The following is a 24,581-nucleotide window of genomic DNA, read 5'->3' as shown; positions in this document are numbered from 1 at the left end:
TTTTTAGCTTAAATTACTTTAACGAGTTAGAAACTTTCTCAAGTTGAATCTTTCTAAAAAAAGAAACAACCGTTACAATATCAACTAATGATGTTTTGAGAGAAGGGTTTGTATGTTGATGAGAAAAGTAAAGCTTCGTACCGTGATTCTGCTGCTTGTATGTATGGTCGTTTTATTATCTTTGTTTATCACAGACCTCTTAGTCTCAAGGTCGATTAATGAGAACAGCATGAGTTATGAAGAAGAGAAGGCTCTTACGACAGCTAGGATTGTTGCTGATTCAGATATTGTGATAAGCGGGTTAGAAAACCAAGAAGCAGATGCCATACAAGTATATGCCAATCGTGTACGAAGCTCTGCTGAGGTGCTGTTTGTGGTCGTGTTAGATATGAGCGGTATCCGTTATTCCCATCCAAATGAGGAAATGGTCGGCCAACCGTTTGAAGGCGGTGATGAGAAAGAGGTCTTTTTAAATCAAGAGTATAGTTCAATCTCTGAAGGAACTCTAACTACTTCACTTCGGTCCTTTACACCCGTTTTGAATAATGATGGGGAACAAATTGGGGCTGTAGTCGTTGGGATCTCGCTTGAGTATATTAAACAGATGATCAACCAGAACCACAGGAATATTCTGCTAGGATCGCTGTTTGGCTTGCTGGCTGGGGTTCTCGGGGCTTTTTTTATGGCGAGATACATAAAGAAAACATTATACGGCCTTGAACCTAAACAGATTGCAAGCATTTTAGGAGAGCGGAATGCGATGCTTGAATCCGTCCATGAAGGGATTATTGCAGTAGATGAAGAGGGGAAAATAACGCTCGTTAATAAATCTGCTCGTAAGTTGTTAAAGCGTGCCGGACTAACTGAAGATCCGATCGGAGTTGATATTGCTTCATTCCTGCCTATGACAGGACTAGAACGAGTACTCAAGACAGGCAGGGCAGAGCTAGGAGATGAGCTTGTTATTAATGAAATGTCCTTCATTGTAAATCGTTCGCCGCTTATCGTCGATGATAAAGTGATTGGAGCGATCTCGACATTACGCGATAAAACAGAAGTCAAAGAGCTCGCGCAGCAATTAACTGGTGTAAAGCAGTATGTCGAAGCTCTTCGCTCACAATCCCATGAGGTGAAAAATAACCTGCATGTGATCCTAGGAATGCTTCGGATTGGGGCGTATGATCAATTAAAGGAGTTTATCCTGAAATTAGTCGATCACAAAAGTCATGAAATCAGCCAAGTGCAACACGTGCGAGACCCAGTCTTATCAGGTTTTCTATTAGGTAAATTAAGCTATGCGAAAGAATGCGGTGTAACCCTGACCATAAAAAGTCAGACACCTATTCATAAATCACCTGATCAAGAAATGGTGCATGAGATGATTACAATCCTCGGAAATGTGATCAATAATGCGATTGAAGCTGTTGCTGAATCACCGTTTAAAAAAGTAGAAATGACTCTTGCTGTAAAAAGGGGCAAATTGCACATAGAGGTAAAGGATACAGGTCCGGGCATTAAGACTGAACAATTGAAAGAAATATTTACTAAAGGCTACTCTACAAAAGGAGAAGGGCGCGGATACGGTTTAGCAAATGTGAAAGAGAGCATTGATCAGCTTTCTGGCCATTTGACAATCGATACAGTGGTAGATGCAGGAACGACGATAATGATTGATATACCATATGATGCAGAGGAGAATGACCGTGATTAACGTACTTATTTTAGATGATGATCCAATGGTTGCATCGTTTAATAAACAATATGTAGAAGAAATAAAAGGGTTTCAACTGGCAGGTTTGGCAAAATCCTTCGATGAGGCAAAGCATCTGTTAGAGGAAAACGATGTACAATTGCTCTTACTAGACATTTATATGCCTGGTAAAAATGGCCTTGAATTGCTGCAATATATTCGTAAAGAGACGGCTTATAATGTGGATGTAATTCTAGTCACAGCTGCTGACGATGTAGACAGCATTCAAACGGCGCTCAGGTACGGGGCAGTTGATTACATTATTAAGCCGTTTGAATTTGAACGGTTTAATAAAGCATTAACAACCTATCGTGAAAAGCACAGTCTGCTCACGGCCCAGCAGTCATTAAAGCAAGAAGAATTAGATGCAAGCATTCTTCACCAACATGAGAAAAAGAATATGACGCTGCCAAAAGGCCTTACTCCGAATACGCTTCAGGTGATAGCAGCAGCCATTGTCGATAAAGAAAATGAACCCTTTACAACGGATGAAATAGCAGAAACTGTACAAATCTCGCGTGTTTCTGTCAGAAAATACATTAAGTATTTAAAAGAGATTGGAGCCCTGGCCGAGAGAATGACGTACGGAGCGATCGGAAGACCTTTTTATGTGTACGTCAATAGAAATTTAACGAAATCGTCTTTTCAAGATTTAGTATAAGCAGCCGTTATGGCTGCTTTTTTTAATTACAAAAGGTTACTTATCTTTCATAAACTATTCGATTTGATGTGATGAGTATAGACTTAGTTTCAAGATTATTGAAACCGATTACACCAAGGGGGAAAACATGATGACTGAAAGCAATCTTCGTGAGAGAGCCATTCAATTACATAGAGAACATAACGGTAAAATTGAAATGGTGAGCAAAATAGATATTAAAACGGAGTCTGATCTTAGCCTTGTCTACACGCCTGGAGTAGGAGATGTATGCAAGGAAATTGAGAAAAATCCTGAACAGCTTAACACCTTAACTTCAAGAGGAAATTCAGTAGCCGTTGTGACTGATGGAACTGCTGTCTTGGGTCTTGGTGATATCGGACCTGGAGCAGCGATGCCTGTAATGGAAGGCAAGTGTATGCTGTTTAAAAAGTTTGCAGATCTTAATGCTTTCCCTATTTGTTTGGATACAAAATACGTTGATGAAATTGTGGCAATTGTGAAAGCGCTGCAACCGACATTTGCCGGAATTAATTTAGAAGATATCTCAGCTCCGCGCTGTTTTGAAATTGAAAAGCGGTTGATAGAGGAGCTCGACATTCCTGTTTTTCATGACGATCAACACGGAACAGCGATTGTCGTATTAGCAGGGTTATTGAACAGTTTAAAAGTGGTTGACAAGCATATGAGCCAGGTTAAAGTGGTCATTAACGGCGCAGGGGCAGCAGGCATCTCGATTGCTAAATTGCTGCTTGAAGCAGGCTTTCGTGATCTGACTCTTGTCAGCTTAGAAGGAATCGTTCAAAAAGATGAAGCGTGGCTTAATCCTAGTCAAAAAGAGATGGCAGCTGTCACTAATAAACAGAATCGTAAAGGCCGCTTGAAGGATGCGATCGTTGATGCGGATGTCTTTATCGGTGTGTCTGGACCTGCTGCATTAAAAGCAGAAGAGGTCAAACTGATGGCAGCTGATCCGATCGTGTTTGCTATGGCAAATCCAATCCCAGAAATATATCCTGAAGATGCGCTTTCTGCAGGGGCAAAAGTGATCGGCACCGGCCGTTCAGATTATCCGAATCAAATTAATAATCTCCTCGCATTCCCAGGAATTTTCAGAGGGGCGATTGATTCAGGAGCAACAGACATTACTATTGAGATGAAAATTGCTGCAGCCTATGCGATCGCGAACGTTATACCAGAAAGAGAACTTGCGCCTGATTACGTCATCCCGCATGCACTTAATCAGCAAGTCGCTGAGGTTGTTGCGAAATCAGTAGCAGATGAAGCATTAAAAACAAGGAAGCAAGCAGTGAAAACGAGCTAGAGCATAGATAGAGTAGAGAGGAGTGCAGGAGATGGGAGAATCAGCAAAGAAACTTCACACAGAAGAATTAACTGCAAACGAACTAAAAGTGTATGATAGGAAAAGAAAAGACCAACTCAAAATTATGGGCCTGCCGCTAGTTTGGTTTGCTGTTTTTTTAACGATTACACTAGTGACACTTTATACAGGAAACCTGCCAACAGGAATGATTGGAAGTCTTCTAGTAATGGTGGTTTTAGGAGAAGCGCTTGGCTGGATCGGTGACCGTCTGCCAATTATTAAGTCTTATTTAGGCGGGGGAGCGATTGTGGCGATTTTTGGGTCGGCATATATGGTGTATGCTGGTCTTCTTCCTGAAAGTGTGATTACAGGCGTCGATGAATTTATGACAACAGGCGGATTTCTTGATTTCTATATTGCTGCGTTAATTACAGGAAGTATCCTAGGAATGAATTCAAAAGTGCTAGTCAAAATTGGCGTACGTTATTTTGTACCGATTTTTGGAGCAGTCATCGGTGCAATGGTTATTGCCGGGATTGTCGGTTTCTTAATTGGTTTTTCCGTCCAAGATGCTGTGTTAGTTATCGCTCTGCCAATCTTAGGCGGCGGCATGGGGGCGGGGGCGATCCCAATGGCGCAGGTGTATTCTGAGTTTTTAGGGAATCCTCCGAGCTATTATATTTCCATTCTCGTGCCGGCACTCGCACTCGGAAATGTCTTTGCAATCGTTTTTGCGAGTCTGTTAAACTCGCTTGGCAATAAAATGCCGTCTTTATCAGGAAATGGTCAGTTGATTCCAGGGTTTAAAATTGAAGAGAAACAGTCAAGCTTTGATATTTCTAAAATGGGTATCGGACTTCTAGCTGCTCTTTTATTCTTTGCATTAGGACATCTGTTAGGAGCATTTATTCCGCTTCATCCATATGCGTTAATGATTATGTTAGTCGCGTTAGTGAAAATACTTGATCTTATTCCTGAAACAGTCGTTGAAGGAGCAAGCCAGTGGTATCAATTTGTCGCAAAAACATGGACGCTTGCTTTATTATTCGGAATTGGGGTAGCCTTCACCGATCTTGATTCAGTCTTAGCAGCACTAAGCTTGCAGTATATTTTACTTGTTGCGGGAGTAGTATTTGGAGCCGTAATGGGAGCAGCATTACTTGGGCGTTTAGTTGGATTCTATCCAATTGAGTCTGCAATCTCAGCTGGTTTATGTATGGCCAATATGGGCGGTACAGGAGACGTTGCCGTTTTATCTGCTGCTAAACGCATGCAGTTAATGCCTTTTGCACAAATTGCATCAAGACTTGGCGGGGCGCTTATCCTTCTTTTAGCCGGATTGATTATACCGCTGCTCGTTTAAGTTTATACAAAAAAGGAGACATCTTCGCTTCAAGCAAGAAGCGAGGGTGTCTTTTTAGTGCTTTAAAAAGCTAATTTCGAGCTGAAGGCCGCAACAACACTTGTGAGATCCCTGCTAGAATAGGCAGCTCAATCAGCGGGCCGATCACAAGTATCAGCGCAATGAAAGGCTCATCAGGGAAGGCTGTCATCGCAATCGCCAAAGCAATCGGAGAATTTCTAGCGAGTGTCGTCAAACTTAAGCTCACGCAATCGCTGTATGAAAACTTAAGGAGCTCGCCGGCTTTTTGAGAGATAAATAAATTTACAATAAAGAAGAGGAGGATCGGTAAGAAAATGATCCATAGCAATTCTAAGCTCTGAAGCAGCAATTGTCCTTGTGCAGCAAACATCGCCATAATTGCGAGACTCAACAAGAGGATAGGCAAGGGACTTAGCTTTTCTAGTATCGCTTCTTGGAGTCCTTTACGCCTGCTTAATATAAGATTTGTTACCACAGCCAGCATAAGAGGAAGCAGCAACACTACTAGCACACTTTCTATTAAAAAGCTAAGCTCAACAACACCAGACGACCCAGCAAACAGTATTAAATAGATAGGCAGCAGCACAACTTGAAGCACCAAGTTTAACGGCAGGATCGCAGCTGAGAGGGCCACATTTCCTCTTGCAATGCCTGTGAAAATTAAATACCAATCTGTGCACGGTGTCACCATCAGCATGATGAAACCAATATAGAGCGCCGGATGATCACTTAAGAAAACCATGGCTAGTAACCAAGCAAAAACAGGTGTCCAGACAAAATTCAGCAAGAGTGAGGTTGAGGTGAATTTGATGTTTTTGAACGCTTTTTTCAATTGATCAAGCGGTATTTGCAAAAAGGTGATGTAGAGCATAGCTAATAAAAAAGGAACAATAAGACTCTCAGCATGAATACGTATCAGATCGACTTGACCTAGGCTTAATCCAAGGATAACCGCCGCTAAAATAATGATGGAATATAATTTTTCAATAATACTCATTCAACATGACAACTCATTTCAAGATGAAGTAGTGTTCATTTTACCATATTCAGACTTTATCAAGTCAGGGGAAAAATTCTTTACGTCGATGATATTTATTATCCAAACAGGGTATTGTATAGTAGTAGGAAAAATGTGGTCCAATTTTGTACATAGTAAATGACAGGAGGAATGTTTGTGAGTAAAGTAGCGGTTATTACTGGGGGCGGCAGCGGATTGGGGCAGTCTTGTGCAATTCGTTTAGCTGAAGAAGGGGTAAATATTGCAGTTGTCGATGTAAGTGATGAAGGTGGTAATCAAACAGTTGAAGCGGTTAAAGAACTCGGCCAGGATGCGATTTTTATTAAAGCAGATGTCTCAAAAGCAGAAGATGTGAAAAGATATGTAGATGAGACGATAGAGTATTTTGGCACGATTGATTACTTTTTCAACAATGCTGGAATTTCAGGCAGCGGAGCGTATTTTCTTGAGACTGATATTAAGGAAATTGAACAGATTGTTGGGATTAACTTGCTCGGTGCTTTGTACGGCATTCGATATGTCGCAGAAGTGATGCTGAAAAATGGAGGCGGCTCAATTGTTAATACCGCTTCAAGTGCTGGCGTAATTGGTCAGGATACGGTTGTCACCTATTCAGCAACAAAGCATGGGATCGTCGGCTTAACGAAGAGTCTGGTCGCAGAGTATGCAAAAGACGGGCTCAGGGTAAATGCAATTGCTCCAGGTCCTACTGAAACGCCTATGGTGAAGTCTTATTTTGAAGCGAACCCGAAAATGAAAGCAAGTGCAGAAAGCGGTATCCCGCAAAAACGACTTGGAACGCCAGAAGAAGTAGCGGAACTTGTCACATTTTTGCTGACGTCAAAAGCAGAGTATATCAACGGTGAAGTCATCAGAATTGATGGAGGCTTTACGAATACTAAATTTTAATGCCTTAAAGCAGTCTATGTCACGAGGGTATGGACTGCTTTTTTCATTAAAACTAGAATATTGTAAGCGTCACCAATGTAAACTCTTCCAAAAAATCCTAAAATTATTGAGGAAACATAAGGATTTGTTACGAATCTAGCGGAATAGTTAAGATCTCCATCCTAATACTAGATTGCTATAGTATATCACTGCATATCACGATTTATCCATACGAACGGCGTTTTAAATCAACATCAAGTATGTGGTTAAATAGTAAAGTGTTTTCATTGAAGATAGGGGAAAAAATAATTGAATAGGAAGTGTTGACTATTAAAGACGACAGGATAGTGTTTAAGATTTCAGTTGGAATTGCCGCCATTTTTGTTTTAATCGGTGCGTTAATTCCAGAACAGTTAGGTGAGGCAATGAATATCGCTCAAGCCTTTGTGCTTGAATCATTTGGTTGGTTTTATCAGCTTGTTGCGACGTTCTTCCTGCTGTTTGCAGCATTTATGATTTTTAGTAAGTATGGAAAGATCAAATTAGGAGCGCCTGATTCTAAACCTGAATACAGCCGTCCTACTTGGTTTGCAATGCTGTTTTCAGCAGGGATGGGAATAGGGCTGTTATTTTACGGAGTATCAGAACCAATTGCTCACTTCTCTGCACCTCCGATGGGAGAAGGAAGCACAGAAGCTTCCGCTGTTATGGGTATGCGTTATACGTGGCTGCATTGGGGCCTTCACGCTTGGGCAATCTATGCTGTTGTTGCCATGGCGCTGGCTTATCAAAAGTTTAGAAAAGGCGCACCAGGATTAATGAGTGCAACCCTGTATCCCGTATTAGGTGATAAAGTGAAAGGGCCAATTGGTCATGCGGTTGATATTGCTGCTGTATTCGCCACATTATTTGGTGTAGCGGCATCGCTTGGACTCGGATCACAGCAAATTAATGCTGGGCTTGAATATCTATTTGGAGTACCTAATACATTCGGCATTCAAATGCTGATTATGGGGATTATCACTGTGCTCTTTATTGTTTCAGCCAATACAGGGATCTCTAAAGGAATTAAATACTTAAGTAATGCGAATATGTCGATCGCAGTCGTGCTATTTTTTGCGATGCTTATTTTAGGACCAACATTATTTTTACTGAACATGTTTACAACGAGTCTTGGAAGCTACATGCAGAATTTAATGCAAATGGGCTTACGTTTATCTCCATTTGATGAAAATGAAGCAGCTTGGACTCAAGGCTGGACCGTCTTTTACTGGGCATGGTGGATTTCATGGGCGCCGTTTGTCGGTATGTTTATTGCCAGAGTCTCAAAAGGAAGAACGATTAGAGAATTTACTGTAGCCGTTATTTTGGTTCCATCACTAGTATGTGCAATGTGGTTTACCGTTTTTGGCGGGACAGGAATGTTTTTAGAGTTGACACAGGGACTCGCTGTATCTAGTCAGTCTCTTGAGACAGCATTATTCTATGTTTACCAGCAGCTGCCTTTAGGTGCTTTGTTATCATTCTTAACAATTGCACTAATTACCACATTCTTTGTAACATCAGCTGATTCGGCAACGTTTGTTCTTGGCATGATGACTACAGGCGGAAAGCTTAACCCATCGAATAAAGTAAAAGTCATGTGGGGGATTATTTTAGTTGCTGCAACATGTGTGCTGATGGTGTCAGGAGGCTTGCAAGGACTGCAGACAGCGATTATCGTTAGTGCCTTGCCGCTAACTTTTATTGTTCTATTGATGACGTACGGACTAGTCAAAGCACTGAATCAAGAATTAAAGGATTTAGGTGCGAATCCACCGGTTGAATTGAAGAAGAAGAAAGTGAGTTAATAACTTAAAAGGCTTATCCACAATTGGATAAGCCTTTTTTGTATAGAACGGTTAAATAGAGTGCTCACTCAAAAGCACTGGATCAACAGGAATAGACGGCTGCGGACTTTTCATAAGCGGAAAGGTAATGGTGAACGTTGTACCAACGCCTTCTCTACTTTCAATCTTCCTTGTCCCATTATGATTATCGATAATCTTGTCGCAAATAAGCAGTCCCAGGCCCGTGCCTTTTTCTTTTGTAGTAAAAAAAGGCTCAGATATTCTTGCTAAAGCGTCATTAGAAATACCGCAGCCTTCATCTCTTACACTGATCTCCACAAACTGGCCGCGCTTTTTAACGGTTATATAAATATGGCCATTGGATGTCGCTTCTATGGCATTTTTTATAAGATTCACAAATACCTGTTTGATCTTCGTTTCTTCACAAGTAATGAGCAATTCTTCTTCATATTGATAGGACGTAATGATATCATTTCCTTTTATAATCGCTTGCGTTTCAAGAAGCGTTTTCACTTCCTCAATAATTCTCGAAATAGAATGAACTTTGAAGACATCGGTATGAGGTTTGGATAAAATTAAAAATTCATTTGCGATTTGTTCGATCCTATCTAGTTCATCATCAATAATCGTGTAATAGCTTTCTTTTCCCATACCATGCTTGATCAATTTATAAAACCCTTTAATAGAAGTAAGCGGATTTTTAATTTCATGGGCTATTCCTGCAGCTAATTGACCTGCAATGTTTAACTTTTCTGCACGAATCATTTTCTGTTCTAGCAGCTTGTATGGAGTGAGGTCTATTAACACATGCAATGCTGCATCGCCGCCCTTGTACCATGTTCGTATCGATTTAAGCTTAAAGGTTTTGATACTGCCATTTTCAAGTTTTAACTCGACTTCTTTTAGATCATATTCTTGATTGGCATCCAACGTATCAATCCATTGTTTTCTAAGAGTATAATTTGTTAGATCAATAAAATGAAAGACGCTTTCCCCTTTGATCTCATCAAAGCTTGGCAGCTCAAGGTCTATGAGAGCTTTCTCATTCGCAAATACGACCTTATGTTCTTTCGTAATTAAGATGGAAATAGGAAGCTCTTGCAAAAGCTTCCAGTATTCAAATTTCTTTCTTGCTATTAGTTCATAGGCCTTACTTAATTTTTCATTATCTAGAATAAGTTGTTTATTTTCACGTTCGATATTAGCCATCCTGTCTTTATCTTGCTCGTTCATTAACTGCAAGTAGTCTCTCTGATAAAGCCCTGAGATCGTTATTTCATCATCAGTCATAAAATATTTATGCGTTTTAAGGAGTTCCGTTTGAATGTAAGCAGGGGTTATAAAGCCATTATATGCACAAACAGTCGTAAGCTCGTGCTCAGCAATAAATTGATCACATTGGATCTCGTAAGTTCTTAATTGTGAGAGAATGGAATTTTGACTTGGTAAAAGCACCTGACCCCAGATCATGATACGATGACCTTCTTCAAGTAGAGGGGAGATTAGAGTTAAGAGTCGAGTTGAATTCTGCTCGGCATTAAATAAATGCGAAGACAAGTAAAACTGCTTGCTTTCTTGGTGAAGGATTTTCTCTAATACATCATTAGGGTACATCATGCGTAAATGGGAGATGATTTCCTCATAAAAGGACTCTTCCTCAACGAAGAGAACTTTATAGCGACGGTCTAATGCGTAACTAAGAAAGTCGAGAGCGTTTTTAATATACTTTTCGCGCTCAGAGAAGGTGTAGTAGACATGGATAGGTTCAGTACCATTTTTTTCATTTAATAAGGCTTGAATTGGAGTTGTCATTTCCATAGCGATTGTAGATCCACCCTTTCCTTTCTAGTTCTTTTCGACACGGTTCTTTCTTAACCTATTCCACATCGAGGTATCAAAGTCCTTTTGATGATGGTAAGAATTCACAAATGTGAATGTATGAAAACAGGCTATGAATATGATAAAGTACTTAAAGATTTTACATACTTATTAGTTGAATATAGTTTAATCTCTTTCATAGTAAAAAAACTTTTACTCAATATATACTCTGTATGATGTATTTCTATAGTAGTGTAATTTAAGTATACAAAAAAGTAACCTATAGGGAGACTTTTATAAGTGTCTAAACTATAGGTTACTTTTTAAAGGTGCAATGGCTGGGATTCAATTGAAGTGGGAGATAGGTCATTTGGAACACGCGGAAAACGGATGGTTACCTTAGTACCTGCTCCTTCCTGACTTTCTATGGTTCTAGTTCCGTTGTGAGTATCAATAATTTTATCGCAAATTAATAAACCTAAGCCAGTTCCTGTTTCTTTCGTTGTAAAGAAAGGTTCTCCCACTTTTTTTAAGATACTTTCTGAAATCCCGCAACCTTGATCTTGTATGCTGATTTCTACATTTTCGTCTCGTAGTTTGGTCGTTATAATTATGTGCCCGTTTGTTGTAGCTTCAATGGCATTCTTAATGAGGTTAACAAATACCTGTTTCATTTTTGTTTCTTCGCAATAAATGAAAAGCTCGTCACTTTTTTGAAAGGACGTAATAATCTCATTTCCTTTAAGAATGGCTTCTGTTTCTAGTAAAGTTTTCACTTCTTGAATGATTTTTGAAATCGAGTGAACTTCAAATACATTTGAATGAGGTTTAGATAAAGCTAAGAATTCATTAGCAATTTGTTCAATCCGATTAAGTTCATCATCAATTATTTTATAATAGAATTCTTTCCCCATATTAAGTTTAAACAATTTGTAGAAGCCTTTGATCGCAGTGAGGGGGTTTTTAATTTCATGGGCAATCCCTGCCGCCAGCTGCCCGGCAATATTTAATTTTTCTGAACGAATCATTTCTTTTTCTAACACTTTATATGGAGTTAAATCAATTAGAACATGTAAAATGGCTTCGCCGCCTTGATACCAAGTTCGCATCGACTTTAGTTCAAACGTTTTAACCTGCCCATTAGAAAGGATAAGTTCTACTTCTTTCAGTTGAAAATCTTGATTTGATTGAAGGCTTAGTATCCATTGCTCTTTAATAGAATGATCAATAAATTGAATGATCTCAAATACATTTACATCTTGAATAAATTCAAAGTTCGGGAGCTCTAAATCTATGAGAGCTTTTTCATTCGCATATACTATACAATCTGATTTGGTAATAAATGTAGCAATGGGTAACTCAGTTAATAGTTTGCGATATTCCTTTTTTTGTCTACTAAGCAGTTCATACGCGTTACTCAATTTTTCATTATCAATTGAGAGTTGCCTGTTCTGTTGTTCAATCATATGTATACGTTTCTTCTCTAACTCTTCTTCGACGTGATAATACCCCATCTTAAAGATACCTGATTTAGTAATTTCATCATCGGTCATAAAATATTTATGTGTTTTTAATAATTCTGTTTGAATATAGGCAGGGGTGTTAAACCCATTCATCGCACACACTGTTGATATTTGGTGCTCTGTAATAAATGGATCGCAATAATCTTTAAACTTTTTGAGTTGTTGAAGAATAGCTTTTTCATTTGCAAATTTTATATGACCCCACATCATGAGATGGTGCCCATCGCTTACTATGGGTTTCATTACATTTAATAGTTTTGAAGAGTGGTCCTCTCCTTTAAATACATTTGAGGCAAGATAAAATTCGCTGCTGTCATAAAAGGTAATATTTTTAAGCAAGTCATCAGAGTATACTAGTGATAATTGAGAAAGCAATTCTTGATAAAGAGAGTCATCTTCTATACATATAACTTTATAATCATGCTTTATTGCAAAACTTACAAATTGGAAAACATGATTTAAATATTTTTTACGCTCAGTGTAAGTGTAGTAGGCTTGGATGGAGTCCGTATGATCCTGATTTTGTAATAATGTATATAGAGAATCTGTTTTCTCCATCGTTCATACAACCCTTTCTTGGGATTAAGATTTAAAACAATCCCTGCTTTATAGATTCAAATATTGTATCTTAATTTTTACTATTCAACAAGGGTTGTCTCTCCATGAAATAACTAGGGCTATATTAGGTAAACGTATAAATATCTATTATTTTCTCATCAACAAATACATAAAATAAGGAGCACCGATTAACGCGACCATGATGCCTGTTGGGATCCCGTCCGGTTCGACAAGATTTCGTCCAACCGTATCAGCTAACACTAAGAGCCAGCCGCCAAGCAGGATTGCGACAGGAATGTAGAGCTGATTTCTTGGTCCAACCAACGCCTTTGCCATATGAGGAGCCATCAGACCGATAAAAGCAATCCCTCCGGTAACTGAAACAGCTGATGCAGCAAGAGCTACGGCTGTGATCAACAGTACAAATCGTTCACGCTCGACTCGAATACCCACTCCAATCGCAGCCGGCTCACCAAGCCCGAGAATGTTCAGTCGGTTTGCTTTATACAGCGTAAAAGGAATTAAAATAACAAGCCAAGGCAGTATCGCCCAAATAAATGGCCAATCGGCCCCCCACACATTTCCTGCCATCCACCGGGCAATAAAATCTACTTTAAATGGATCAACAGAAGAAAAGAGTAAAATCATCACACCTGATAAAGCCATCGAAAACCCTACACCCGTTAACACTAACCGCACAGGAGCAAGGCCTGTTGTACGATTATATGCGAATAAGTAGATCGCTATTGCTGTTATGAGCGCAGAGGCAAAGGCGATCAGAGGGAGCAAAAAGACAAAGCTGCCATTACTAACCGGGAAAAATAAATAAAAGACAGCTACTCCAACGCCGGCTCCAGAATTAATGCCGATAATACCCGGGTCAGCCAAATCATTTCGTGTAATGCCTTGTAAGATTGCGCCGGATAAAGCAAGGGCCATACCTGCAAGAAGAGTTACAATAATTCTAGGCAGCCTCACAGAAAATAAGATAAATTCCTCTTTAAATTCTCCCTGACCAAACAGAGTAGGGAGGATGCGGTTAAAAGAGAGGGAAGAGGGGCCTATGCTTGCTCCGATGGCCGCTGTAAGTATGATTAGAACCGTTAAGACAATTAAAATCATGCGCTGTTTTTTGATAATACTTGGATGGATCATAAAAATGCCTTCCCTTCTTTTCGAACAATAAAGAGAAAAAATGGAAGCCCAATGATTGCAACAATTGCAGCAACAGGGGTTTCATAAGGTGCACTGATTGTACGTCCAACAAGATCAGCAAGAAGCATAAAACCGGCACCAAATAAGACGGACATCGGCAATACATTGCGATAATCTGTTCCAACTACTGCCCGAACGATATGCGGGATCATGAGGCCGATAAACGCCATATTACCAACAAGTGCGACTGCAGCACCTGCGAGAATCACAATTACGATAAATAGCATGATTTTGACTTTGGTCGTATGCTGGCCAAGCCCCACAGCCACTTCTTCACTTAGGCTGAGAATTGTCAGCTGCTTAGACAGAAGGACCGCAATTAAAATTCCCCCAAATATAAAGGGCGTAACTATTTCAAGCTGTCCCCAAGACGTACCGATCAACCCGCCTGCCGTCCACATTGAGACGTCTTTAGAAATCTTAAAATATATCCCGATCCCTTCAGCGATGGCTGTTAAAAAAGCAGTTACGGCAGCCCCGGCTAAAACGATCCGAAAAGGGGAGAAGCCGCCGCGGCGGGAGGCTCCTATGCCAAGGACCATAAGAGTTCCGACAGCTGCACCAATAAAACAGGCAATCATCATGCCGAAATAATTAGCGGCAGGGATAAAGGCGATTGTAATAGCGAGCGCAACATTCGCACCTGCTGTAATTCCTAAAAGGCCGGGATCAGCTAATGGGTTTCTCGTTAACCCTTGAATAATCGCACCTGAAACCGCAAGAGCAGCTCCAACAGCCATTGCACCAAATGCACGTGGGAAGCGGATTTCACGAAGCATCGACAGCTTCTCACCAGAATCACTTGTAAACATAGCCGCCCGCACATCCTGAATCGTCACATCAGCTGCGCCGAACAAGACGGAGCTTATAAAAATGGCGATAAATACTGCTGCAGTTACAAGAAATGCTGCGTATTTAGATTTAATTAATCGTTTAGTATGTACCATCAGATCTCAACTCTTCTTTTGAAATAATAGAATAAAATAAGAGGAGGAATCCGCTTTAGATTCCTCCCCAATCAATCATTGAAACAACCATTAATTACTGCTTAAAAAGCTTTCAGTGAAAAAGTCTAATTGGAAGTCTAGTGTAATTGGGTCATTAAAATAAAATTCAGATGCATTTGCTGTAAATACACGATCATTTGCAACAGCTGGGATGTTTTTGTATGTTTCTGTTTCTTGATATGCCGTATCTACACCATCTGAGCTGACGATCATATAATCACCAGCATATTCTGGCAATACTTCAACAGAAAGAGCATAGTAGCCTTCGTTTTGAGCCATTTCTTGAACTTTCTCAGGCATCTCAAGCTTCATTTCTTGATAAAGAATTTCCGTGCCGCGGCCCCAGTTATCGCCGAATACATATAATTGTTTATCAAAATTTTCTATAACTGTAACCGTCGCGTCTTCGCCGATTTTTTCCTTCACTTCTTCGCCTGCTTTATGTGCACGTTCTTTGAAGTCATCCACCCAAGCTTGTGCCTCTTCTTCTTTATTTAACAGCTTGCCAATTTCAACATGCTGCGTTAAGTAATCAACCTCTCCGTAAGTAAACGTAACAGTTGGAGCAATTTCACCCAGTTTGTCTAGGTTATTGTTTGTTGGTGCTGCAATAATCAGGTCAGGGTCAAGCTCAATAATTTGCTCTAAGCTTTCATCGGTCACTTCTGCTGCCTCGCCAATATATTCCTCGTAGCGTGGGTTCATTTTCGCCCAAGAATCGACCCCGACAATAGGGACATCAAGAGCCATGACGCTTCCTGCATTAAATGAAGATAAGACAACGACACGCTGTGGATCAGCTGGAACTTCAATCGGACCGTTTTCAGATTCGTAAGTAATTGTATCTGTTTCTTCAGTATTTGTATCTTCTTCAGATGAAGAAGCAGAGTCTTCTGAAGTGCTGCCGCAAGCGCTAAGAACTAGCACTAAGAGCATAAGAAATGGAATGAGCAGTTGTTTTTTCATGGTGGTTTTCTCCTTTAAGTAAATTGTAAGTAATACACATTGGTTTGTTCGTATTCGGATCACGTCCGATGACGGCATCAATTCCAAAGACTTGCTTGAGTACATCATTTTTGATGACATCTTCACTCGTACCAGATTGAATAATGTCGCCGTCTTTTAGCGCGATGATATGGTCAGCGAATCGTGCAGCTTGATTCAGATCATGAAGCACCATCACAATCGTACGACCTTCTTGTTCATTAAGCCTTTGTAAAAGCTCAAGCACTTCAAGCTGATGTGCCATATCCAGATAGGTGGTTGGTTCATCAAGAAAGATAATCTCAGTCTCTTGTGCCAGAGCCATCGCGATCCAGACCCGCTGGCGCTGCCCGCCTGATAAGGCATCTACCGAACGATATTTATACTCCATCGTTCCTGTCACACTAAGAGCCCAGTCAATGACTTCGATATCTTTTTTGTTTAAACGGCCAAATCCTTTTTGATAAGGGAAGCGCCCGTAGGAAACAAGTTCTCCAACCGTTAATCCGCTTGCACTCTCAGGAGTTTGCGGCAAGGTCGCCATTTGCTTGGCAAGAGCCTTCGTATCCTTCGTGAAAATACTCTCGCCGTCTAGTATGACGTTGCCAGATTGCGAGGAAATCACACGCGTAATCGCTTTAAGCAGCGTCGACTTTCCGCAGCCATTGGGACCAATAATTGTTGTGATTTTGCCATCCGGTATGTTTATACTCAAATTCTTTACAATGACATTCTCACCATATCCGATACGTAAATCTTCTGTATAAAGACGAGTCATTTTATGTAGCCTCCAATCCCTCCATCTAACTGAAAACAATTATCACTATCATTTATGATTACACTATAAGTCTAGAATTTCTAAGTGTCAATGAATTTTTTTGTGAGTAATTAGACGATTCTTCTTATATTAATAAGCAACAGAGGAGGATGTATTAGAAAATTAAAATAGACTATGTTAGGATAGTCTTACGGGGTATACGTATAAGGAGGATGGTTATGGAAGCAAAAAAAACAGTCCAGCCGAATAAACAGCAAATGCTAAACCGATTGAAACGAATAGAAGGACAAGTTAGAGGAATCCATAATATGATTGAAAATGATCGCTATTGTGTAGATGTCTTGACTCAAATTTCAGCTATCCAAGCGGCTATAAATAAAGTATCTTTAGGACTTGTCGAGGACCATACTCGTCATTGTGTAGCAAATGCTATTAAAAATGATAACGGTGAAAAGGCAATTGATGAACTAATGGATGTAATGAAGAAAATGCTCTAATAAGTCTTCATCCTAGATGTGAAAAAAGCAATTAATACATTACTTTTTATTTATCCCTTGAATACTATACCCCAGTATAGTATATTGAGGTTGAAGTGGTTAAAAACGATCTCTTGGAGGGTTCAAAATGGTACAAGAAACACTCACAGTAAAAGGAATGTCTTGCGGGCATTGTGTAAGTTCAGTAGAAGGAAGTGTTGGCGAATTATCAGGAGTTGAATCTGTAAAGGTTGTCCTTGATAAAGGTCAAGTGGAAGTATCTTATAACGAAAACGAATTAAACCTTGGAAAGATCAAGGAAGTAATCGAAGACCAAGGATATGATGTAGTATAATAAGCATCCCTATTTAGGAAAATGTCGTGCTTACTTGTGAAGCACGATATTTTTTCAAAAAAATATACCTATACTAGGTATAAGGTTAGGTGGGATTTACATTGGAACAAAAAGAAGTTTCCTTAACTATATCTGGCATGACATGTGCAGCCTGTGCCAATAAAATAGAAAAAGGGTTATCTAGAGTCGAAGGGGTAAAAGAAGCTAACGTAAACTTTGCCCTTGAGAAAACAACAATTAAGTATGACCCTTCTGTCGTTGATAAGAAAGAGTTCGAAGCAAAAATCGAGAAACTAGGGTATCAGGTCATTCATGACAAGACAGAATTTGATATATCAGGAATGACATGTGCGGCTTGTGCAAATCGGATTGAGAAAAGAATGAATAAACTAGAGGGCGTTTCATCTGCCAATGTTAACTTTGCATTAGAAACTCTTTCCGTTGAATATGATAACCGGGCTATTAAGCCAAATGACATGATAGTAACAATTAAAAAATTAGGATTCACACTCATTCCCAAGCAAGATGCAAGGGAGACAGTCGACCATAAAGAAAAAGAAATTGACAGGCAATACGGGAAGTTTATCTTCTCGGCCATTCTAACATTACCGCTCTTATGGACGATGGTTACTCATTTTGAAATGACGGCGTTTTTGTATATGCCAGGTATGTTCATGAATCCATGGGTGCAATTAGCACTCGCAACACCCGTTCAATTTATTGTAGGTGCTCAATTTTATAAGGGTGCTTACCAAGCTCTAAAAAACAAAAGTGCCAATATGGATGTGCTAGTGGCGCTTGGAACGAGTGCAGCATATTTTTACAGTATCTATTTAGGATGGGAATGGTTGGCAGCTGGAAGTCAAGGGATGCCTGAGCTTTACTTTGAAGCAGCTGCAGTGATCATTACTTTAATTGTGCTAGGAAAGCTGTTTGAAGTTCGCGCCAAAGGCCGTACAAGCCAAGCCATTCAAAAATTGCTTGGTCTTCAAGCCAAAACAGCACGAGTCATCCGGAACGAAGAAGAAGTGGAAATTCCTGCAGAAGAAGTCATTGTTGGAGATGTAGTTATCATCAAGCCAGGTGAAAAAGTTCCAGTTGATGGAGAGTTGATCGAAGGCAGATCAGCCATAGATGAATCAATGATTACAGGAGAGAGTATTCCGGTTGATAAGAGTATAGGAGATTCTGTGATCGGTGCCACCATTAATAAGAACGGATCGATTAAAGTAAAGGCGACAAAAGTCGGTAGAGATACCGCTCTATCACAAATCGTAAAAGTCGTTGAAGAAGCACAAGGATCTAAAGCTGACATCCAGCGTTTAGTGGATAAAGTGTCAGGAATTTTTGTTCCAGTCGTAGTAGCTATTGCCATTGCTACATTTCTTATTTGGTATTTTATTGTTGCGCCTGGAGACTTACGTCAAGCATTGATTCCGATGATTTCCATTTTAGTTATTGCCTGCCCTTGCGCACTAGGCCTAGCAACTCCAACTTCTATAATGGCGGGATCAGGTCGTGCAGCTGAGATGGGACTATTATTTAAAGGCGGCGAACACTTAGAAAATACACAGAACATCCAAACCGTCGTCTTAGATAAAACGGGGACCGTCACAAAGGGACAGCCGGAATTAACGGATGTAGAAATTGCAGAGGGCTTCACTGAAGAAGACGTTTTATATTATGTCGGTTCTGCCGAAAAACATTCAGAGCACCCTTTAGCTCAGGCAATGGTCAAAGGAATTAATGAAAAAGGGATCAGTCTAAATGACTCAACGGACTTTGAAGCAATTCCAGGCTATGGAATACGTGCGATTGTCGATAATAAAGAGGTTCTAGCTGGGACTAGAAATTTAATGAAACAACATTCTGTCCCTATGAAGAACGCAAATGCTTTAATGGAAGAACTAGAAAACCAAGGGAAGACGGCGATGCTAATAGCTGTGGAAGGGCAATTTGCAGGGATTATCGCGGTTGCTGATACGGTAAAAGAATCCTCAAAAGAAGCAATCCAAAGAATGCATGATTTGGGGCTTGAAGTGATTATGCTTACCGGTGACAATGAGCGTACCGCCAAGGCTATTGCCAGCCAAGTTGGGATCACGCATGTCATAGCGGAAGTCATTCCAGAGCAAAAAAGTTCTAAGGTTAAGAAGCTGCAAGAGCAAGGGAAGAAAGTAGCGATGGTTGGCGACGGGATTAATGACGCGCCTGCCCTTGCAGTTGCTGACATTGGAATGGCCATTGGAACAGGGACAGATGTTGCGATTGAAGCGGCAGACATCACACTTATGCGAGGCGACTTAAATAGTGTAGCAGATGCGATTCATATGAGCCGCAAGACGATGAAAAATATTAAGCAAAACTTATTCTTTGCTTTTATTTACAACACATCGGCCATCCCAATTGCTGCAGTCGGCCTGTTAGCCCCGTGGGTTGCAGGTGCTGCAATGGCGTTTAGTTCCGTATCGGTTGTATTAAATGCTCTACGTTTACAGAAAGTGAAGTTTACAAAATAAAAGGAGGCTCCTTTTATGTACAATAAAAGAAATTGGGCGTTAGCAGGATTTGTGTATGTCGCGCTCGTAATGGTTGCATATGGTGCAATTACTGGAGAAGATCCATTTGAGCGAGGAGATTTCCATGATCATCACCCTCAATCGGAGACTGAACATGGAGAACATTCTTCCTAACTCTTAAATGAGATGGTGGCGGGGTAAACGAAGTCACTACGTCCTTAACTGTTTTGTATTAAGAAACGAGAGAATGATTAAAAAAGCTGTGGTCTGCTTTTCAGTAGATCCAGCTTTTTTTAATAAAGCTCTTGGTCTAAACACAAACAAGGCGGAGGCATAGGCATAGGGTAAATTCCACTGTAATAAAGGTAGTACGTTTTTGAGGATAGGGTATACGGGACAGCAGCACATCAAAATTCAAATAAATTAATTTATATCGCTAATATTTATTAAACGCTTTCAATTTCTAGTTATTTGTCTTACAATTAAAATACATCTTTAGAATAAGGGGGGATTTTCCAGTGGAAGAAAATAAAGAAGTTGATATTAAATCGCTTAGTCGGAAATCATTATCGAAACAAGTGATTGATGAAATCATAAATTTACTTATGACAGGTCAGTTGAAGCCAGGTGATAAAATCCCATCTGAAATGGAGTTAATGGAAATATGTGATGTGAGCAGGCCCGTTATCCGTGAAGCCTTAACATCACTTGAAGTGATGGGAATTGTGAATCGCAAAACGCGCCATGGGACATTTTTTTCAGAAAAGATAGGGAGTAAACCATTTTCCATGATGCTCGCCCTCTCAGCAGGTGATGTGGTTTCGATCATTGAAACACGTATTGCTTTGGAATTGGGGCTCGTAACTCTTGCAGCTGAAAAAATTACGGACGGGGAGCTAGCCAAATTAAAAGATTCTATAGATGATATGAAAAAGCTGCCAACTGATGATTCATCTGAGATTGATATGCGTTTTCATAAATTAATTGCCCATAGTGCAAGAAACCCGCTATTTGAAGGGATGATTGATGCTCTGCAGAAATCTCACATGAAAGTGTTAGAACAGATCCCTATTGAGGATCGTGATTTGAATGCTACATTAAACTATCATCAAGACATCTATGATGCACTTGAAAAAAGAGATCCGATCGAAGCATACAGTGCGATGTATCGTCATTTAGACTTTGTAAGAAAGAAAGCATTACGAGCGTTAAAGAAAAAGATGGAAGAAGCCAAATAATGGTTACCTTTTAATCATTATTTGGCAAATTTTAAAATCTATATTTTTTGAAAATTCAATATTGACTTATAAATTCATTTGTCTTACAATTAAAACAACAAACAAATAGCTGAATCGAATATCATTCAAAACTATGTAAGCGTATTCTTATCTGAATGGAGATGACCAATATGATGAAAGTATCGGTTACTACGACTAAATTTGATTTAACAGACGCAGAATTGAGACAAATGTGCCAGCTTGGTGTTGATTGTGTGGACTTTGGTACAGGTTCTTCTTTTCCTGGAGTGAAAGAACAAGGTTTTCCTGATTTAGATGCGGTACTTAAGATGAAAAAACGGGTTCGCTCATTCGGTTTAGATGCAAACAGAGTGACGCTTCCGGATCTCTCCGAGCGCTTTATGAATGAAGACGATGAAAGTGAGCTGGAGCTTGAAAATTCCGTTAAAGCTATAAAAGTTTTCGGTGAGGCCGGTATTAAGATTGTCAGACAGCGATTTGCAGGAGATACATACAATTATATGACAAAAAGCTATCAAGCCAGGCAGCGAGGCGGTGCCATTGCTAGAGGAGAAAGCTTAGGCTTTCAAAAAGAACCTTATGTAACACCAACTTTAGAAGAGCATGAAAAATGGTGGTCACGTTTTAGAGCGGCCTACGCTGACCTGGTGCCAGCTTGTGAAGACTACGATGTGAATTTAGGGATGCACCCATCGGATTCGCCTAATCATGATACTCCCTTCGGTGGACTTGGATACCGCAGGATCATGGATGAATTCCCAAGCAAAAATGTAGGCTATATCTATTGCGTAGGTACGAGGGCAGAAGAAGGTGGGAGCCCTCTTGTATTGAATGAAATTAATCAATACGGCAGAAAAGACCGCATCTTTCTAGTTCATTTTCGAAATGTGCGTGGTTCCTTGCCTACAGCAGGAGCATTTGAAGAAGCTCTCTTAGATGATGGTGATATGAATATGTATAAGATTTTATTAGAACTTAGAAAAGTTGGATACAATGGCTGCTTAAACCCAGACCACGTACCAATGATGGAAGGAGATAACCCAGACCTTGACGGGAATTGGGCTCATTCGAATATTGGCTGGAGTTATGGAAGTGTCGGCTTTGCGTATTCGATTGGATATATTAAAGCATTGTTAGCAGCTTTAGTAGAATTTGAAGGGTAGCATAATAGAGTGAGAGGGGGAGGATGCGATGATCCAACGAAATCAAGATGCTTTTGCAAGCGTTTTCTTATTAGCGGTTTCAGTGCTAATGTTTATCGCCACATACAATATTCAACAAATGACTGTTTCAGCGATAGGAGCAGATTTTGCTCCAAGATTAGTAGCTGGAGGGTTATTTATCCTTAGCTTTATCATGCTTATTACCTCGATAAGAAAACAAAAAAATCCTGCTGCCCAAGCAGAGGAAGAGAGTGATGAGGATACTGAGGCTGATCAGAGCGTGCCAATAAGTAAAAAGTCGGTTTTACTAACAATTGGATTATTAATTGGGTATGTTGCGCTCATTCCAATCATTGGATTTTTGCTTATGACAGTCGTCTACTTATTTTTACAGATGTATATATTGGCTGAAAAATCACAAAGAAGAATCGTACTATTTTTAGTGATCTCTGTCATTTCATCTGGTGTTATCTATTATTGTTTCAAGAACATTTTTTACTTAAGACTTCCAGCAGGGATTTTAGGATAAGGGGGTGAGAAGGTGTTTGATCTTTTCATGCAAGGCTTTTCTGAAGTCATGACTTTATCAACGATATTATTAATCTTACTTGGAACGGCAGTAGGATTAGTATTTGGCTCTATACCAGGCTTAACAGCAACGATGGCCATCGCGATCGTTCTTCCGATGACGTTTGGGATGAGTCCAATGGAAGGCATGGCTATATTGATGGGTTTGTATATAGGGGGGATTTCAGGCGGGCTCATTCCTGCTATCCTACTTAAACTGCCAGGCACACCATCTTCAATCGCAACGACATTTGATGGATATCCGATGGCTAGAAAAGGAGAAGCGGGTAAAGCGTTTGGGTATGCAATTCTCTTCTCATTTTTAGGTGGTTTATTAAGTATTATCATTTTAATGCTCTTATCACCGCCGCTAGCAACGATTGCATTGAAATTTGGACCTTACGAATATTTTGCCATTACGATATTTGCATTAACGATGATTTCTAGTCTTGCAGGTAATTCACTTGTCAAAGGGCTGATCGCCGGATTATTAGGAATTGCACTAGCGATGGTCGGATCTGCACCAATTGATGCGTTTCCTAGGTTCACGTTCGGTTATAGTGCCCTCGATGCCGGCTTTAATATCTTGCCAGTGCTGATTGGACTGTTTGCTGTAGCAGAGATTATCAAAGCGTCCGAACGGAAAATTTCAAAAGGGAAGTCCGTTGATTACAAAATGAAAGGCTTCGGTTTTTCGGTTAAAGATTTCTTTAAGCAGGGTTGGAATGGGCTAAGGTCAAGTTTTATAGGAACAGGGATAGGGATTCTGCCCGGTATTGGCGGTGGAACAGCTAATATAATTGCTTATGTAACAGCGAAAAACCGTTCTAAAAATCCAGAGGAATTTGGGAAGGGCACCCCTGATGGTGTTGTTGCATCAGAGTCAGCTAATAATGCTGCAGTCGGCGGAGCGCTTGTACCGTTAATTGCTCTAGGGATACCAGGAGATACGGTTACAGCCCTTTTACTAGGCGGGTTAGTCATTCATGGCCTCACTCCAGGACCGCTGTTATTTCAAAATAACGGGGATGTAGTGTATGGGATCTTCATCGCTTTAATTATTGCTAATATTGCGATGGTTGCTTTTCTCTATTATGGAATGAGGTTCTTTACGAAAATCCTAAGTATACCTAAATACATTTTGTTACCGATCATTCTCGTTTTATGTGTAGTAGGGGCCATTGGCGTAAACAACAGAATGTTCGATGCTGCGGCATTGTTATTCTTTGGGATCCTTGGTTATTTACTCATTAAATATAAATTTCCGATTGCACCGATCATTCTTGGATTTATCCTTGGACCGCTTGTTGAAACGAATTTGCGTCGTGGCTTAATGTATTCTCAAGGAGATTTTATTCCATTTCTTACTCAGCCGATCGCAGCAGTCTTTCTGATCCTCGCTGTTTTATCCATTGTATTTAAGTTAAGAGATACGTACAAAAAGAAAAAACTAGATGAGGCTGGCGGAATTAATACAGGAATCTAAT

At 40.0% G+C, this 24,581-nt stretch carries 21 protein-coding genes; 14 read left to right on the top strand and 7 right to left on the bottom strand.

The genetic code is table 11. The features are described 5' to 3' along the window. Positions 1–112 precede the first annotated feature (112 nt). The 4 genes from dcuS (at position 113) to A33I_RS07035 (ending at position 5,095) form a co-directional block, all read left to right on the top strand. Positions 113–1,711: a DcuS/MalK family sensor histidine kinase gene (dcuS, locus tag A33I_RS07050; protein ID WP_022627788.1), complete on the top strand. Its 1,599-nt coding sequence runs from the start codon at positions 113–115 to the stop codon at positions 1,709–1,711. After that, entirely contained in the window at positions 1,704–2,411 is a 708-nt protein-coding gene (locus A33I_RS07045; protein WP_022627787.1) for a response regulator, read from the top strand. The genes dcuS and A33I_RS07045 overlap by 8 nt, the downstream gene beginning before the upstream one ends. A 130-nt stretch (positions 2,412–2,541) precedes the next feature. Beyond that, positions 2,542–3,732, top strand: coding sequence for an NAD(P)-dependent malic enzyme (locus tag A33I_RS07040; protein WP_022627786.1), 1,191 nt, complete (start codon positions 2,542–2,544; stop codon positions 3,730–3,732). 31 nt (positions 3,733–3,763) lie between these two features. Continuing rightward, positions 3,764–5,095, top strand: coding sequence for a 2-hydroxycarboxylate transporter family protein (locus A33I_RS07035; protein WP_022627785.1), 1,332 nt, complete (start codon positions 3,764–3,766; stop codon positions 5,093–5,095). Between the two features lie 70 nt (positions 5,096–5,165). On the opposite strand, the gene A33I_RS07030 is transcribed toward A33I_RS07035, so the two are convergent. After that, positions 5,166–6,113, bottom strand: coding sequence for an arsenic resistance protein (locus tag A33I_RS07030; protein ID WP_022627784.1), 948 nt, complete (start codon positions 6,111–6,113; stop codon positions 5,166–5,168). A gap of 177 nt (positions 6,114–6,290) precedes the next feature. On the opposite strand from A33I_RS07030, the gene A33I_RS07025 reads away from it, so the two are divergent. Together A33I_RS07025 and A33I_RS07020 are read left to right on the top strand one after the other, a co-directional pair. Further along, entirely contained in the window at positions 6,291–7,043 is a 753-nt protein-coding gene (locus tag A33I_RS07025; protein ID WP_022627783.1) for an SDR family NAD(P)-dependent oxidoreductase, read from the top strand. Between the two features lie 326 nt (positions 7,044–7,369). Further along, positions 7,370–8,872, top strand: coding sequence for a glycine betaine uptake BCCT transporter (locus A33I_RS07020; protein WP_022627782.1), 1,503 nt, complete (start codon positions 7,370–7,372; stop codon positions 8,870–8,872). A gap of 51 nt (positions 8,873–8,923) precedes the next feature. On the opposite strand, the gene A33I_RS07015 is transcribed toward A33I_RS07020, so the two are convergent. From A33I_RS07015 to A33I_RS06990, 6 genes are all read right to left on the bottom strand, one after another. Beyond that, entirely contained in the window at positions 8,924–10,690 is a 1,767-nt protein-coding gene (locus A33I_RS07015) for an ATP-binding protein (protein ID WP_022627781.1), read from the bottom strand. A gap of 323 nt (positions 10,691–11,013) precedes the next feature. Next, positions 11,014–12,771, bottom strand: coding sequence for an ATP-binding protein (locus A33I_RS07010; RefSeq protein WP_022627780.1), 1,758 nt, complete (start codon positions 12,769–12,771; stop codon positions 11,014–11,016). A gap of 147 nt (positions 12,772–12,918) precedes the next feature. Beyond that, positions 12,919–13,926, bottom strand: a complete 1,008-nt coding sequence (locus A33I_RS07005; protein ID WP_022627779.1) for a FecCD family ABC transporter permease — start codon at positions 13,924–13,926, stop codon at positions 12,919–12,921. Next, positions 13,923–14,933: a FecCD family ABC transporter permease gene (locus A33I_RS07000; protein ID WP_022627778.1), complete on the bottom strand. Its 1,011-nt coding sequence runs from the start codon at positions 14,931–14,933 to the stop codon at positions 13,923–13,925. The genes A33I_RS07005 and A33I_RS07000 overlap by 4 nt, the downstream gene beginning before the upstream one ends. Positions 14,934–15,023: 90 nt before the next feature. Continuing rightward, positions 15,024–15,959 (bottom strand): iron-hydroxamate ABC transporter substrate-binding protein, encoded by a 936-nt coding sequence (locus A33I_RS06995; RefSeq protein ID WP_022627777.1) that lies wholly within the window; start codon positions 15,957–15,959, stop codon positions 15,024–15,026. Continuing rightward, entirely contained in the window at positions 15,907–16,755 is an 849-nt protein-coding gene (locus tag A33I_RS06990) for an ABC transporter ATP-binding protein (RefSeq protein WP_022627776.1), read from the bottom strand. Before A33I_RS06990 ends, A33I_RS06995 begins: the two co-directional genes overlap by 53 nt. 218 nt (positions 16,756–16,973) lie before the next feature. On the opposite strand from A33I_RS06990, the gene A33I_RS06985 reads away from it, so the two are divergent. From A33I_RS06985 to A33I_RS06955, 8 genes are all read left to right on the top strand, one after another. Beyond that, positions 16,974–17,252, top strand: coding sequence for a metal-sensitive transcriptional regulator (locus A33I_RS06985; protein WP_012959014.1), 279 nt, complete (start codon positions 16,974–16,976; stop codon positions 17,250–17,252). 127 nt (positions 17,253–17,379) lie between these two features. Continuing rightward, positions 17,380–17,586 carry a copper chaperone CopZ gene (gene copZ / locus A33I_RS06980; RefSeq protein WP_022627775.1) on the top strand — a complete coding sequence of 69 codons (207 nt, stop codon included), beginning with the start codon at positions 17,380–17,382 and terminating at the stop codon, positions 17,584–17,586. Positions 17,587–17,723: 137 nt separating this feature from the next. Then, complete coding sequence (locus tag A33I_RS06975) at positions 17,724–20,105, top strand: heavy metal translocating P-type ATPase (RefSeq protein WP_051320821.1); 2,382 nt, start codon at positions 17,724–17,726, stop codon at positions 20,103–20,105. A 15-nt stretch (positions 20,106–20,120) separates the two neighbouring features. Beyond that, positions 20,121–20,279 (top strand): hypothetical protein, encoded by a 159-nt coding sequence (locus A33I_RS20815; RefSeq protein WP_012959011.1) that lies wholly within the window; start codon positions 20,121–20,123, stop codon positions 20,277–20,279. 344 nt (positions 20,280–20,623) lie between these two features. Next, the gene (locus A33I_RS06970; RefSeq protein ID WP_022627773.1) at positions 20,624–21,343 is read left to right on the top strand and encodes a FadR/GntR family transcriptional regulator; all 720 of its coding nucleotides are present in this window, start codon (positions 20,624–20,626) and stop codon (positions 21,341–21,343) included. A 170-nt stretch (positions 21,344–21,513) separates the two neighbouring features. Next, positions 21,514–22,527 (top strand): mannonate dehydratase, encoded by a 1,014-nt coding sequence (locus A33I_RS06965; protein ID WP_022627772.1) that lies wholly within the window; start codon positions 21,514–21,516, stop codon positions 22,525–22,527. 28 nt (positions 22,528–22,555) lie between these two features. Further along, on the top strand, positions 22,556–23,056 hold the full coding sequence (locus A33I_RS06960; RefSeq protein ID WP_022627771.1) for a tripartite tricarboxylate transporter TctB family protein: 501 nt from the start codon (positions 22,556–22,558) through the stop codon (positions 23,054–23,056). Between the two features lie 27 nt (positions 23,057–23,083). Next, on the top strand, positions 23,084–24,580 hold the full coding sequence (locus A33I_RS06955) for a tripartite tricarboxylate transporter permease (protein ID WP_420796754.1): 1,497 nt from the start codon (positions 23,084–23,086) through the stop codon (positions 24,578–24,580). Position 24,581 lies beyond the last annotated feature (1 nt).

Source organism: Alkalihalophilus marmarensis DSM 21297 (genome assembly GCF_000474275.2).
Taxonomy (GTDB): domain Bacteria; phylum Bacillota; class Bacilli; order Bacillales; family Bacillaceae_D; genus Alkalihalophilus; species Alkalihalophilus marmarensis.
This window is presented reverse-complemented; position numbering and strand designations above follow the sequence as displayed.